Source organism: Chitinophaga sp. CC14, assembly GCF_048957795.1.
Classification (GTDB): domain Bacteria; phylum Bacteroidota; class Bacteroidia; order Chitinophagales; family Chitinophagaceae; genus Chitinophaga; species Chitinophaga ginsengisegetis.
Genome location: NZ_JARBFY010000005.1, coordinates 2,504,047 through 2,518,632, shown reverse-complemented (window position 1 = coordinate 2,518,632; position 14,586 = coordinate 2,504,047). Strand labels below are relative to the sequence as shown.

At 46.0% G+C, this 14,586-nt stretch carries 15 protein-coding genes; 6 read left to right on the top strand and 9 right to left on the bottom strand.

The annotated features are described in order from the left end of the window. Positions 1-187 precede the first annotated feature (187 nt). The 6 genes from rfbD to PV783_RS29810 are packed head-to-tail and all read right to left on the bottom strand — an operon-like array spanning position 188 to position 6,159. Positions 188-1,054 (bottom strand): dTDP-4-dehydrorhamnose reductase, encoded by an 867-nt coding sequence (gene rfbD, locus PV783_RS29835; protein ID WP_079470868.1) that lies wholly within the window; start codon positions 1,052-1,054, stop codon positions 188-190. Between the two features lie 9 nt (positions 1,055-1,063). Continuing rightward, the gene (gene rfbC, locus PV783_RS29830) at positions 1,064-1,624 is read right to left on the bottom strand and encodes a dTDP-4-dehydrorhamnose 3,5-epimerase (RefSeq protein WP_079471007.1); all 561 of its coding nucleotides are present in this window, start codon (positions 1,622-1,624) and stop codon (positions 1,064-1,066) included. 52 nt (positions 1,625-1,676) lie between these two features. Continuing rightward, entirely contained in the window at positions 1,677-2,732 is a 1,056-nt protein-coding gene (gene rfbB / locus PV783_RS29825) for a dTDP-glucose 4,6-dehydratase (RefSeq protein ID WP_079470867.1), read from the bottom strand. Positions 2,733-2,746: 14 nt separating this feature from the next. Then, positions 2,747-3,691, bottom strand: coding sequence for a UDP-glucuronic acid decarboxylase family protein (locus PV783_RS29820; protein ID WP_079470866.1), 945 nt, complete (start codon positions 3,689-3,691; stop codon positions 2,747-2,749). 17 nt (positions 3,692-3,708) lie between these two features. After that, on the bottom strand, positions 3,709-5,022 hold the full coding sequence (locus PV783_RS29815; RefSeq protein ID WP_420990587.1) for a UDP-glucose dehydrogenase family protein: 1,314 nt from the start codon (positions 5,020-5,022) through the stop codon (positions 3,709-3,711). Between the two features lie 9 nt (positions 5,023-5,031). Beyond that, entirely contained in the window at positions 5,032-6,159 is a 1,128-nt protein-coding gene (locus tag PV783_RS29810; RefSeq protein ID WP_420990586.1) for a DegT/DnrJ/EryC1/StrS family aminotransferase, read from the bottom strand. A gap of 109 nt (positions 6,160-6,268) precedes the next feature. On the opposite strand from PV783_RS29810, the gene PV783_RS29805 reads away from it, so the two are divergent. Further along, the gene (locus PV783_RS29805) at positions 6,269-7,531 is read left to right on the top strand and encodes a 3-deoxy-D-manno-octulosonic acid transferase (RefSeq protein WP_420990585.1); all 1,263 of its coding nucleotides are present in this window, start codon (positions 6,269-6,271) and stop codon (positions 7,529-7,531) included. Here PV783_RS29805 and PV783_RS29800 read toward each other — a convergent pair. Further along, complete coding sequence (locus PV783_RS29800; protein WP_420990584.1) at positions 7,501-8,481, bottom strand: hypothetical protein; 981 nt, start codon at positions 8,479-8,481, stop codon at positions 7,501-7,503. The genes PV783_RS29805 and PV783_RS29800 overlap by 31 nt on opposite strands. Before the next feature lie 90 nt (positions 8,482-8,571). Between PV783_RS29800 and PV783_RS29795 the strand changes: the two genes are divergently transcribed. Continuing rightward, positions 8,572-9,141 (top strand): thymidine kinase, encoded by a 570-nt coding sequence (locus tag PV783_RS29795; protein WP_079470861.1) that lies wholly within the window; start codon positions 8,572-8,574, stop codon positions 9,139-9,141. Positions 9,142-9,183: 42 nt separating this feature from the next. Here the strand turns inward: PV783_RS29795 and PV783_RS29790 are convergent, their stop codons facing one another. Both PV783_RS29790 and accC read right to left on the bottom strand, forming a co-directional pair. After that, a complete protein-coding gene (locus PV783_RS29790; RefSeq protein ID WP_079470860.1) occupies positions 9,184-9,666 on the bottom strand; it encodes a GtrA family protein in 483 nt (160 codons plus the stop codon). A gap of 77 nt (positions 9,667-9,743) precedes the next feature. Then, positions 9,744-11,234, bottom strand: a complete 1,491-nt coding sequence (gene accC / locus PV783_RS29785; RefSeq protein WP_420990583.1) for an acetyl-CoA carboxylase biotin carboxylase subunit — start codon at positions 11,232-11,234, stop codon at positions 9,744-9,746. A gap of 125 nt (positions 11,235-11,359) precedes the next feature. Between accC and PV783_RS29780 the strand changes: the two genes are divergently transcribed. The 4 genes from PV783_RS29780 (at position 11,360) to PV783_RS29765 (ending at position 14,535) form a co-directional block, all read left to right on the top strand. Continuing rightward, entirely contained in the window at positions 11,360-12,028 is a 669-nt protein-coding gene (locus PV783_RS29780) for a heme exporter protein CcmB (RefSeq protein WP_079470858.1), read from the top strand. 145 nt (positions 12,029-12,173) lie between these two features. Further along, a complete protein-coding gene (gene ccsA / locus PV783_RS29775; RefSeq protein WP_079470857.1) occupies positions 12,174-12,836 on the top strand; it encodes a cytochrome c biogenesis protein CcsA in 663 nt (220 codons plus the stop codon). Then, positions 12,833-13,069, top strand: a complete 237-nt coding sequence (locus PV783_RS29770; RefSeq protein WP_079470856.1) for a CcmD family protein — start codon at positions 12,833-12,835, stop codon at positions 13,067-13,069. The genes ccsA and PV783_RS29770 overlap by 4 nt, the downstream gene beginning before the upstream one ends. A gap of 47 nt (positions 13,070-13,116) precedes the next feature. Continuing rightward, positions 13,117-14,535, top strand: coding sequence for a Glu/Leu/Phe/Val family dehydrogenase (locus tag PV783_RS29765; RefSeq protein WP_079470855.1), 1,419 nt, complete (start codon positions 13,117-13,119; stop codon positions 14,533-14,535). Positions 14,536-14,586 lie beyond the last annotated feature (51 nt).

Below are 14,586 nucleotides of genomic sequence, written 5' to 3'. Positions count from 1 at the left end.
TCCACGTCCCCTCCACGTCCCCTCCGGGGAATCTCCATGTATTAAGTATCTGCTAAGTATCTGCAAAGCATCTGCTAAGTATAAATGAAGCATCCCCCAGTCAATCTTCAAATATCCACTCCAATCTCCCAAATCACAAAAAGCTAATCCGTAAAATCAGGGTAATCCTGAGAAAGACAACCTCCGCTTAGATGTTCTTGAGGCATTTGGCCAGACTGTCTCTCCAGTAGGGGATAGTAATGCCAAAAGTGCTTTTGATTTTTTCCTTGTTTAATACGCTGTATGCCGGGCGTTTAGCGGCCGTTTTATACTTATCGGAAGTAACGGGGTATATAGCAGTAGTGGCGTTGGTCATTTCTTTAATGGTCACTGCAAAGTCGAACCAGCTGGTCACACCCTCGTTGCTGTAATGATATACGCCACCGATGGCTGCATCCGGATTGGCTGATTTATACTGCAATACATCCAGGATCGTTTTTGCCAGGTCGCCTGCATAAGTAGGAGTGCCGGTTTGATCAAAAACAACATTCAGTTCCTGTTTTTCCTGCATCAGCTGCTGCATTCTTTTAACAAAGTTAACTGCGAATTCGGAGTAGAGCCAGGAGGTGCGGAGTATAATAGTGTCCGGGTTATAACCGGCAGCAGCGGCTTCACCACGCACTTTGGAAGCGCCGTAGATGCTTTCCGGATCAGTTTCGTCGGTTTCTTTATAAGGTACATTTTGTTTTCCGCTGAATACGTAATCCGTGGAAATATGCAGCAGCTGGGCATTATGCTGGGCGCATATTTCCGCCAGGCTTAATACTGCCTGGAAATTCAGCAGGAACGCTTTGTCTTCATCTTCTTCTGCTTTATCTACTGCAGTATAGGCGGCACAGTTGATACAGGCATCGATCTGCTGAGCGGAAAAATAAGCTGCCAGGGCATCCGCGTCAGTGATATCCAGGTCCTGGTAATCGGTATATAACAGGTTGAATTGCGGATAATCGCCTGCCACTTTTTGCAGGGCTTGTCCTAATTGGCCGTTTCCGCCGGTAACAAGAATATTCTTCATAGCAAATGATCAGCTGTTAAAAATAAAATTATGTTGAATCTCTGCAAGTGTGGGCAGGATCAGGTCTTTGTCTGAAACTACCGCATCATCGAGGTTGATGCCCCAGTCGATGCCCAGGGCGGGATCGTTATAGATAATCCCCCCTTCGCTGCCTTTATGGTAGAAGTTATCACATTTGTACATTACTTCTGCTGTTTCACTGATCACTGCATAGCCATGCGCAAATCCTTTAGGCACCAGTAGCTGCAATTTATTGCTGGCGCTTAACTCAATTGCAAAAGATTTCCCGTAAGTAGGAGATCCTTTGCGGATGTCTACTACGGCATCAATAATGCTTCCTTCCAGTACCCTTACCAGTTTCGTTTGGGCATAAGGCTCCAGTTGGTAATGCAGTCCGCGTAGCACACCATAGGTGGAACGTGCCTGGTTGTCCTGTACAAATTTGTACTCAATACCTTCCGCGCTGAAGGTGCTGGCGTTATAGCTTTCGAAAAAATAACCACGATGATCGCCAAAAACTTTTGGCTCGTAAATTAACAGATCGGGTATTCCGGTTTGTTGAAAAGGCATGTGCGATAACTATAAGCTGTGAGCGGTCGGCTTAAAAGCCAACCGTTCATCGCTATCTTTTTTGATATTGTTCGTTATAATATTGTTGATAGTTTCCACTGGTAACGTTGTTGAGCCAGGTTTCATTTGCCAGGTACCAGTCAACCGTTTTTTCCAGCCCTTCTTCAAACTGGAGAGAGGGTTCCCAACCCAGTTCTTTATTGAGCTTGGTAGCATCAATAGCGTAGCGGAGATCGTGTCCGGCCCTGTCTTTTACAAAAGTGATCAGCTGGGCAGAAGTACCTTCGGGACGGCCCAGTTTCTTATCCATGATTTTACACAGTAACTGAATCAGGTCAATATTTTTCCACTCATTGAATCCGCCTACATTGTAGGTTTCACCTACTTTTCCATGATGGAAAATGGTGTCAATTGCGCGTGCGTGGTCGTTTACATATAACCAGTCGCGTATATTTTCACCTTTTCCGTAAACAGGTACCGGCTTACTATTTTTGATATTGTGAATAGCCAGTGGTATCAGCTTTTCAGGGAAATGATGAGAGCCGTAGTTATTGGAACAATTGGATATAACAGCAGGTAAGTGATAGGTATGATAATAAGCCATTACAAAATGATCCGAACTGGCTTTTGAAGCGGAGTAGGGCGAACGTGGATCATAGGCGGTGGTTTCAAGGAAAAATCCTTCATCTCCCAGTGATCCGTACACTTCATCGGTAGATACATGATAGAAAAGCTTCCCGTTCATGTCATCTTTCCAGTGTTTCCGTGCATTGTTCAGCAATACTGCCGTACCTAATACATTTGTTTTGATAAATGCCAGCGGGTCCATAATGGAGCGGTCTACATGGCTTTCTGCAGCCAGGTGAATAACGCCGTCGAACTGATATTTAGCAAAAAGCGCATCAACAAAGGATTCTTCCGTGATATCACCTTTCTCAAAAATGTAATTCGGTTTATCTTTTACATCTGTCAGATTTTCCAGGTTACCGGCATACGTCAGGGCATCGAGATTTACAATCTGGTAATCGGGATACTTATTGACAAATAACCGTACCACATGTGAACCAATAAAGCCGGCGCCGCCTGTAATTAATAGTTTTCGCTTCATTCCTGAGAAAAGTTTTATTTTAATAAGGCTTCTTTAAAATATTCATAAGTGATCTTTAACCCTTCCTGTCTGCCTACTTTCGGCTCCCAACCCAACAGGGTCCGGGCTTTGGTAATATCAGGCTGACGTTGTTTCGGATCATCTTTTGGTAACGGATGATAAACAATTTTTTGTTTTGAACCCGTTAACGCGATAATTTCTTCCGCAAACTGGTTCAGTGTGATTTCCTGCGGATTACCGATGTTAACAGGCAGATGGTAATCGCTTAACAATAAACGATAGATGCCTTCTACCAGGTCATCTACATAACAAAATGAGCGGGTCTGGCTGCCATCACCAAATACCGTGAGGTCCTGGCCATTCAGCGCCTGGCTCATGAATGCGGGCAGTGCACGGCCGTCATTGAGTCGCATACGTGGACCGTAAGTATTGAAGATGCGGATGATACGTGTTTCTACGCCGTGGAAATTATGATAAGCCATCGTAATAGATTCGAGGAACCTTTTGGCTTCGTCATATACTCCCCTGGGGCCTACTGGATTTACATTTCCCCAGTATTCTTCCGGTTGCGGATGCACGTTTGGATCGCCATACACTTCAGATGTGGAAGCCACGAGGATACGCGCCTTTTTTTCTTTTGCCAGTCCCAGCAGGTTATGCGTTCCCAGTGATCCTACTTTCAGTGTCTGGATAGGCATCTTCAGGTAATCGATCGGACTGGCCGGAGAGGCAAAGTTCAATATGTAGTCCAGCTTTCCCGGAATATGTACAAACTTGGTAACATCGTGGTGATAGTATTCAAATTCCGGCAAAGGAAAAAGATGTTCGATATTTTTGATATTGCCGGTAAGGAGGTTGTCCATGCCAATCACATGAAAGCCTTCTTTTATAAAGCGATCGCAAAGGTGGGAGCCAAGAAATCCGGCGGCACCGGCAATAAGTATTTTTTTCTTTTCCATGTTGTTGTTATAAATAGTTACAATATTGCTGGTATACGCCCTACACTTTCATAATGATAGCCAAGTTCTTTCATGCGGGACACTTCAAAAAGATTTCTGCCGTCAAAAATAGCCTGATTTTTAAGACTGGCTGAAATTTTATGAAAGTCAGGAGTCCTGAATACGCTCCATTCAGTAGCAATGATCAGGGCATCAGCGTTTTCCAGGCAGGTATATTGATGCTCGGCGTAAATAATTTTATCTCCCACTACCTGCTTTACATTTGCCATAGCTTCCGGATCAAAAACGCTTACAGTAGCGCCTTCGGCCAGCAGTGCTTCAATGATGTATAATGCCGGCGCTTCCCGGATATCATCTGTATTAGGTTTGAAGGCAAGGCCCCACAGTGCAAAGTGTTTGCCCTTCAGATCGTTTTTAAAGAAACTTTTTATTTTCGGGAGAAGGAACAGTTTCTGATTCTCATTTACATCCATTACGGCATTCAGTATCTTAAATTCATACTGTGCATCCTGGGATGATTTTACCAATGCCTGTACGTCTTTCGGGAAACAGCTGCCGCCGTAACCGATGCCGGGGAAAAGAAAACGCTTGCCGATACGGTCATCGCTACCAATACCCCTGCGTACCATATCCACATCTGCACCGAGCTTTTCACACAGCACCGCAATTTCATTCATGAAGGAAATTTTTGTGGCCAGGAAAGAATTGGCAGCGTACTTGGTAAGCTCCGCTGATTTTTCATCCATGAACAGGATAGGATTTCCTTGTCTTACAAAAGGAGCATATAGTTCTCCCATTACTTTGCGCGCTCTTTCAGACATGGTACCAATTACAACTCTGTCTGGTTTCATGAAGTCATCTACAGCCACGCCTTCACGCAAAAATTCAGGGTTGGAAACCACATCAAACGGGGTTTTGCAATTTTGCGCGATGGCGGCGGTTACTTTTTCCGCAGTACCCACCGGTACGGTGCTTTTGTCTACAATTACCTTGTAGTCTGTCATAATTTTACCCAGGTGGGCTGCTACGTTCAGCACAAAGGAAAGGTCTGCAGCTCCGTCTGCTCCCGGCGGAGTAGGCAATGCCAGGAAGATTACTTCGGCATCTTTAATACCTTCTTCCAGGCTGGTTGTAAAGAACAAACGTTCCTCTTTGAGATTGCGTTCAAATAGTTTTTCCAGCCCAGGCTCATAAATAGTAATCTGACCTGAAGAAAGCTTTTTTACTTTGTTGGCGTCAATGTCTACACAAGTGACGTCATTTCCTGTTTCGGCAAAACATGTCCCGGTTACAAGACCTACATAACCAGTTCCTACTACTGTAATTTTCATGCGGGGTAATTATTTTAAAAATGATTTAACTGACTGGATAATATGCTCCAGCTGATCGGGATCCATTTCAGTGTGTATTGGCAAGGAAATCACCTTTGTGGTGAGACTATCGGTTACGGGGAGATTAAAGGCTGCGCCACCGAAATGCTCGAACATTTTCTGGCGGTGGGCAGGAACAGGATAATAGATCATGGCAGGTACTTCTTTTTCTGCCAGGTATTTCTGCAGCTCGTTTCTATCAGCGCTGTTTAATTGCAGCGTATACTGATGAAATACATGATAGCTGTAAGGAGCGCGATAAGGTGTTGTTATCTGTGGCATATCTGCAAATGCAGCATCATAAGCATCTGCCACCGCACGGCGTGCCGTAATATATTCATCCAGTAATGGAAGTTTAATGCGTAATACAGCTGCCTGTACGGAATCAAGACGGGAGTTGCAACCTACCACATCATGATAATAACGTGCCGACTGCCCATGATTGGCTACCATGCGGATTTTTGCCGCCAGCTCGTCGTCGTTGGTGAAAATTGCGCCGCCATCTCCATAGCAACCCAGGTTTTTGGATGGGAAGAAAGAGGTACAGCCAATATGACCAATAGCGCCGGCCTTTTTCTTTGTGCCGTCACTAAAAGTATAATCAGCGCCAATAGCCTGGGCATTATCTTCAATTACATACAGCTTATGTTTTGCGGCTAATGCCATCAATGGTTCCATATCCGTTACATGACCGTACAAATGCACTGGCACTATGGCTTTGGTTTTAGGAGTAATTGCTTTTTCTATGGCAGCTACATCCACGCAGTATGTCCGGGGATCTACATCCACAAAAACGGGTTTCAGTTGCAGCAAGGCAATTACTTCTGCGGTCGCTATAAAGGTAAATGAGGGGGTTATTACTTCATCGCCTGGTTCCAGTCCGAGCGCCATCATGGCAATTTGAAGCGCATCCGTACCATTTGCACAGGGAATCACATGCTTTACGTTCAGGTACGACTGCAATTCACTGCTAAACTTCTGAACCGCGCCACCATTAATAAAAGCGGAACTATCCAGCACTTCGCCGATGGCTGCATCTACCTGTGATTTAATCTTCGTATACTGGCGTTTCAAGTCTACCATCTGAATAGGAACCATATGATCGTATATTTTTATTTTGTTTAAAGTGTGCAAATTTACAAATTTTGGGATTGGCTGGGGATTATCTTTGCATTCAACTGAAAATTAAGTAAAAGTACGCAGGCGAATGATAGCAACAGGAATTTATAATGCAGGGCTTCAGTTATATAAAGCGGGAGTGTACCTGGCCGCACTGGCAGGTAAAACCAAAGCCAGGCGCTGGCTGGAAGGCCGGCAGCATTGGCAGTCGCGTATGCGGAAGAACGGAATCGGCTCGCAGCCGGTAGTATGGATCCATGCTGCCTCCCTGGGCGAATTTGAGCAGGGAAGGCCGGTCCTGGAAGCTATCCGTGCTGCCTGGCCCTCGTATAAAATTTTGTTAACTTTTTTTTCGCCTTCGGGGTACGAGGTCCGGAAAGACTATAAAGGCGCCGATTATGTTTGTTACCTGCCCCTGGATACCCGCGGCAACGCCCGGGATTTCCTGGATATTGTACAGCCCGCCCTGGCTATCTTCATAAAATACGAATTCTGGTATCACTACCTGACTACCCTGCACCAACGGAATATTCCTACACTGCTGGTATCAGGCATCTTCCGCCCCGACCAGGTGTTCTTTAAGGGCTATGGCGGTATGTTCCGTGGTCTCCTGCAGCAGTTGACACATATATTTGTACAAAATGAAGCGTCGCTCCAATTACTTCGCGGCATCGGGCTGCAAAATAGCAGTATCAGCGGTGATACGCGGTTCGACCGGGTAGCCGCATTGCTCAATGAACACCGGGAATTGCCTGAAATTTCCATTTTTTCCGGCGAAAAGCGATTGGTCGTTGCCGGTAGTACCTGGCCAGCCGATGAAAAGATATTGAGCGACTGGTGGAAAGAAAAGGAAGAAACAGACATAAAGCTGATCCTCGCACCACATGAAATTGACGACAGCCATATTCAATCGGTGCTGGCATTGTTTCCCGGCGCGCAGCGCTTTTCAGAACTGAAGAACGGGAATAGCAGGCCGGGCGACGTACTGATCATAGATAATATTGGGATGCTCACCACCCTCTACCGCTATGCGGTTATCACCTATGTGGGAGGTGGCTTTGGGAAAGACGGCATACATAACATACTGGAGCCGGCGGCTTACAGCAAACCGGTGATCATAGGGCCGGAGTTTGGAAAATACTTCGAAGCCGTAGAACTGGTGGCAGCGGGTGGTGCGTTGGTGGTTCATAATTACAGAAATCTCCACACCCAGATGGAACGGCTCCTGGCCGACAGGGAGGCTTACGCCAAAACTGCCGCCATCGCCGGAAATTATGTAGCTGCCAATACGGGTGCTACTCAAAAGGTATTAAATTATATTCAGGAGAAACGCTTTCTGAGCAACGAATAGAAGTGCTGCACCAGGTGATGGTCATCTTCCCATCCCTGTATAATTTTTATTTCACGCTGGATCCAGTAATCTGCTTCCTGGAGGTTACCACATTCATTGATGGTTTTAATGGAACGTTCGTACAGGTCCCGGTCGCCCCGGAACAGCTCCTGTATAAACTGGTATTTTTCGTTGATGCCAATGGCCTGCCGCAGGTCATTAATGGGCATCTCCCCGAGTTTCTGCGCTACTTCTACCTGTTGTTGCCGCAAACGGTCGTTCAGTGAAGTGCCGTTGCTGCCAACAAGTTCATTGAGATCTTTTCTAAGCTCGCCGTTGTTGGTAACGGGCGCTGTATTTTTTACCGGTGGTATATCATCAAACAGGGTGGCTGCCTGTCCGGGTTTGGGTTTTTCCACAGGAGGCTGGTTAACCGCCAGTGTAGGGATAGGTTGCGCTGTAACAACCGGTTCCGGTTTGGGAGGTACCAGGTCGGCCGCCGGAGGTACTGCTGCCATAGGCGTTTCCAACGGTGTTGTTGGTGTTTCTACAGGTTTGGGCGCTTCAGCCGGTTTAGCAGCCGGAAGTTCCTCCGCTCTGGACGCCCGGCCATTAATATCTTCCGTAAGGATTACCGTGTTACGGGTAGGCGTATCGTTTAGCCTGGCTGCGCGGGTATTGATATCTTCAGGTTCCGCGGCGGCAACTGGTGCTTCCGCCGGTTTATTTGAAGGTAATGTTGTAGTTTGCGGCGCAGTTGCTGCCGGTGCAGGTACGGTTACCGGTTGTTGTGCCGGCATGATCACCGCAATATTTCCCTGCGTGGATTGCACCTGTTGCTGATGTAGCTTGTTACGTGCATGCAGCACCTCTGCCTGGAGCAATTGCGCGTAATACGAAATTGCAGAAAGCTCAGCCCCGGAATTTTTTAATTCCTGTAGTTTTTCAATTAATGCATTAATTTTTTCCATGCCTTAATTGTTAACGGGTTAGTGATAGAAATTATTTTATTTTCATAAAATTAGAATATTTTAATTAATTAGTAATCAAATTAGTATAATATGTTTATTGAACCTTCTCTTGCAGGAGGGCGGAGGGGCTGGATTGAAGTAATTTGCGGCTCTATGTTTTCGGGAAAAACCGAGGAACTGATCCGCCGGCTCAAACGGGTACGTATCGCCAATTTAAAAGTGGAAATATTCAAGCCTGCGGTAGATACCCGGTATGATGAAGGCAATATTACTTCCCACGATGAAAATAAGATCATTTCCACGCCGATAGAAAATTCCCAGCAAATACTGCTGCTGGCCCAGGAAGTAGATGTGGTGGGTATTGATGAGGCCCAGTTTTTTGATGATGAGTTGCCAAATGTATGTGATCAGCTGGCGCTTCGCGGGGTACGTGTTATCATTGCCGGGCTGGATATGGATTTTACAGGGAAACCGTTTGGGCAAATGCCCTTCCTGCTGGCAAAGGCAGATTATATTACGAAGTTACACGCCATCTGTGTAAAGTGCGGTCATATTGCCAATTACTCTTACCGTAAATCGGCGTCGAAAGAAACGTTGTTGCTGGGGGAGAAAGATCTGTATGAGCCGAGATGCAGGCACTGTTATTACGAGAACGTATAATTATAATAAAGAAAAAGGAAGGTCAGCGACCTTCCTTTTTCTTTATGCCTGTTGTTTTACTTTAAAGGTAAATTTCTTCTGGGTAAGATAGCTGAAAGTTACCACCAGCGCGGTAGTACATATCTTACCTACGGTGGCATAAAAGTGTAGCTGATCTACAAATATCTTCATTAATAAATAGTTCAGTACAATACAGATCCCTACCAGCATGAAGTAACGGAACAATTGCACGCGTCCGCGTAAATTGGATTCGGAGAACACTACATATTTGCTGAGCAGGAAACCGGTGGGAAAGGTAACGGCCATTGACATGAAGAGGGCGGCGATATGCGCGCTCATACTAACCGGTCCGAGATGCACCATCTGCTGGTGCAATACAAAATTATAACACACATAATACAGGCATATATCCAATACAGTATTGCCCCCGCCACATGCGAGGTAGCGAAAGGTTTGCCAGGGCATCACCTTCGAAAAGGGCTGGTAAAAGAACTGAAGGATCTGTAATATGATGTTACGTAACATAATTAAAATTGGCGCAAAGTTATGCGTTTTCGGGTTTTTTCGGAAACACTTTAACGAAAGTTAACAACTGTTTTGGCTTATCTTAACATATTCCTTTTTTTCCAGGCAGATTCACGTGGATTGCTGCTGACAGCCGCTTCCTGTAAATTTATGTTGTTTTGCTGCCATACGTACGCAGCCAGGATAGCCGCCAGTTTATTGACATCTGTTTCGTTTGTAAGCAGCGACTGTGGCGTAAAGTATTTATTGATAAAATTGGTATCGAAATTACCTTCAATGAACGCCGGCTGCTGCAATGCCCATTTACCGAAAGGCAGCGTAGTTTTAATCCCTTTTACCTGGTATTCCTCAATAGCGCGGATCAGGCGAAGCCGGGCTTCTTCCCGGTTGCTGCCCCAGGCGATGAGCTTGGCAATCATAGGATCGTAGTAAATGGGAATATCCATTCCCTGCTCGTACCCGTCATCCACTCTTACGCCGTAACCCTGCGGACGGATATAGGTTTCCAGTTTACCGGTATCCGGCAGAAAGTTATTGGCCGGATCTTCCGCGCAGATGCGCAGTTCGATGGCATGACCGTTTATTTTCAGGCTTTCCTGGGTAAAAGACAGTTTTTCTCCCCGGGCTATTTTAATCTGCTCTTTTACGAGGTCGAGGCCGGTGATCAGCTCTGTAACCGGATGCTCTACCTGCAGGCGGGTATTCATTTCCAGGAAGTAGAAGTTCAGTTGTTCATCTACCAGGAACTCCACGGTGCCGGCGCCATAATAGTTACAGGCTTTGGCTACATCTACGGCACACTGTCCCATAGCGGCGCGGATAGCCGGTGTAAGACAGGACGACGGCGCCTCTTCAATCAGCTTCTGATGGCGTCTTTGAATAGAACACTCCCTTTCAAACAAATATACACAGTTACCGTGGCGGTCGCCCAGTACCTGTATTTCTATATGGCGGGGCGAACCCACATACTTCTCTATAAATACAGCATCGTCGCCAAAAGCGCTAAGGGCTTCACTTTTAGCCATTCTGATCTGCTCATCCAGTTCTTCAGGTGTATTTACCACCCTCATCCCTTTACCGCCACCTCCGGCGGATGCTTTGATCAGGATAGGGAACCCTGTTTTCTTTACTACCTCCCTTGCCTCTTCCACACTGCGTAAAGGCGTTTCTGTGCCGGGCACCATGGGTACGCCAAATTTCTGTGCGGCCTGTTTGGCAGCCAGCTTGCTACCCATTACCTCAATGGAAGCCGCAGACGGCCCAATGAAGGTAATGCCGGCATCAGTTACCTGTTGCGCAAAGCGGGCGTTTTCACTCAAAAATCCATACCCCGGGTGAATGCCATCCGCTCCTGTTTCTTTTGCCACGGCAATTATTTTTTCGCCCAGCAGGTAAGATTGATTGGAAGGTGCAGGACCAATGCAAACGGCTTCATCTGCATATTGTACAAAAGGCATGGTACGATCAGCTTCGGAATATACCGCCACTGTTTTTATACCCATTTCCCGCGCAGAACGCATGATACGTAATGCAATCTCTCCCCGATTGGCAACCAGAATTTTCTTCATCAGCAGTTTGCTTTTAACAAGGCCCCTTTGCTATGGGGATGTCATTTTTTAATGAGGGGCTAAATATACTTAAAAATGACTAACGGCTGAAAGCTAATTGTGAATAACTATCTTTGCGCCTGATCATGAAAAAAAGCAATCCTATACATCAGACATTCACCCTCGTAAAAAAGGATCTTACGCTGGAATTACGCCAGCAGTATGCTTTTTATGGGGTACTGCTCTATATCGTGTCTACTGTTTTTGTTATCAACCTGATGATGGGAAGACCGGACGACAAAGTATGGAACGCCCTGTTCTGGGTGATACAGCTGTTTGTAGCGGTGAATGCGGTCGCTAAAAGTTTTATGCAGGAAAGCCGGGGCCGGCTCCTGTACTTCTATTCCCTGGTGAATCCCCGTTGTTTTATTGCGGCCAAACTGATCTATAATGTGATATTGATGACCCTTATGAGCATTATTGCATTGGTTTGCAGTATTGCTTTCCTGGGGAATCCCATCATCAACCCCGTTTATTTTGTGGGCATGGTGCTGTTGGGCGGTACCAGTATCTCCCTGCTGTTTACCATGCTGGCGGCTATTGCCGCCCAGGCCAATCATAATGCCGCCCTGATGGCGGTAATGGGTTTCCCGCTGATCATGCCGGTGCTGATGCTGCTGGCCAACATCTCTTTATCTGCCTTTGTAACGGTATATCAGCCGGAGCTGCCTAAAATGTTCCTCTTACTCGGGGGAATGGATATACTGGTTATTGCCCTGACAATGATCCTTTTCCCTTTTTTGTGGAAAGACTGATATTAGAAATATCAAACAAAAAGCTCACTTCTGTAAAGGATATTTAACGGGGAATTACTGCCGTTGGATAAACTTAAAATCCCCGAAAATCTTTGTGATTAGGTTTAAAACGTGTAGGTTTGCCCCCGAATATAGCTATTAAAAAATGGCCAGACATTGGTGGAAAGCATTAGCGATACTGCTTCTTTTATATGTAATTATCGCCGGGTTCACTGTTAAAATACCTATAATAGGAACCAACGGACAATCATCCCGCGGATTGTTCTTTCACGTACCGATGTGGATATGTATGTATACCATGTACACCATATCTATTGTCAACTCCCTGCTTTATCTGTCGAAATATGATTTAAAGAGAGATGTACTTGCCTCCAGCGCTGCCGGAATAGGTACTTTCTTTGGCGTATTGGGATTTGCAACGGGTACGCTCTGGGCTACCTATACCTGGGGAGGCACGCTGACAGACGATCCCAAACAGATGTGCACGGCCATCGCCATTCTTATCTACATGGCTTACCTGGTGCTGCGCATGTCGATACATGACCTCGACAAACGGGCACGGATATCCGCAGTTTTTAACATTTTTGCCTTTGCATTGCTGATACCATTAACCTACATCATTCCCCGCATGGTGGATTCCCTGCATCCGGGAAGCGCTACCACACCAGGCTTTGCATCAAAAGATACTGATGGCTCCATGAAACTGGTGTTGTACCCGGCCTTTATCGGCTGGACCCTGCTGAGTGTGTGGATATTCACACTGGTAGTACGTTATAGGAAATTACAGCTTAAAAATATTTTTAAATGATCAATAGAGCGTTTTCATTTTGCCTGACCCTGGCCTTGCTATTCATTTCGGTACTGGCAAATGCACAACAGCAGAATACAGAGAAAGGACCGGTCAACGAATTCTTCCGCAGCAACGATAAAATTTATGTGATCGTTGGTGTTTTAGTGATCATTTTCCTGGGAATCGTGTTATTCCTTATCAATCTGGACAGAAAGATCGGTAAACTGGAAGAAAAAGATAAAAATCAGTAACCCAAAAACGTTTAAAATCTAATCGTTATACCAAAACAATAATTTTTATGTCGCAAGATCAGCATTATAGCTTCTTCCAGAGTGTGGAGAAAAGCTTCGACAAAGCAGCTGCATTCACCAAATGGGACAAAGGTATCCTGGAGCAGATCAAGGCCTGCAACGCCGTTTACCAGATTAAATTCCCGGTGAGAATAGGCGATTCTGTACAGGTAATTGAAGCTTACCGCGTACAACATTCACATCATAAACTTCCCTGTAAAGGTGGTATCCGCTTCAGCGATGAAGTAAACCAGGACGAAGTAATGGCACTGGCATCCCTGATGACCTACAAATGCGCCATTGTAAACGTACCGTTTGGTGGTGCCAAAGGTGGTTTGAAAATTAACCCCCGCAACTATACGCCCTTCCAGCTGGAAGCGATTACCCGTCGCTATACCGCGGAACTGGTAAAGAAAAACTTTATCGGACCCGGTACAGACGTTCCCGCTCCCGATTACGGTACCGGCGAAAGAGAAATGAGCTGGATCCTGGATACTTACATGAGCTTACGCCCGGGTGAAATAGATGGTTATGGTTGTGTTACCGGTAAACCTGTATCACAGGGCGGTGTGCGCGGTCGTACCGAAGCAACCGGTTTGGGAGTATTCTACGGCTTGCGCGAACTGTGTAACATCAAGGAAGATATGGACCGTCTCGGTCTTACTACCGGTATCGAAGGAAAAAGAGTGATTGTGCAGGGTATGGGTAACGTAGGTTATCACGCTGCCAAATACTTCCACGAAGCTGGTGCTAAAGTAATTTGCCTGATCGAGTGGGATGGTGCTATCTATAACGAACAGGGTATGAATCCTGATGAAGTACTGATGCACAAAAAAGCTACCGGTTCTATCGTAAACTTCGCCGGCGCTACCAACCTGAATAAAAATACAGATGGTCTGGAACTGGATTGCGAAATCCTGATCCCTGCTGCCCTGGAAAATGTAATTGATAAACACAACGCTCCCAACGTTAAAGCAAAGATCATCGGTGAAGCTGCCAATGGTCCTTTAACACCGGAAGCCGACGAAATTCTGAATAAGAAAGGCGTGATCGTTGTTCCGGATATGTTCCTGAACGCCGGCGGTGTAACCGTTTCTTATTTCGAATGGTTGAAAAACCTCAGCCACGTGCGTTATGGCCGTTTGGGCAAACGCTTCGATGAGAATATGAACATTCATATCCTGCAAACCATCGAAGAGCTGACCGGCAAAACCGTTTCTGATAAAGAAAGGAAATTCATTGCGCACGGTGCGGATGAAGTGGACCTGGTATATTCCGGCCTGGAAGAAACCATGCACGCTGCACTCCATGAAGTACGCGACGTGATGATGGCTAACCCGCAGATCCATGATATGCGTACAGCCGCTTACGTAGTAGCCATTAATAAAGTAGGTGCTGCTTACGAGCAACTGGGTATTTTCCCTTGATGCACAGCGATAGATAATTTTTGTAGAAGGGCCTCCGTGTATGCGGGGGCT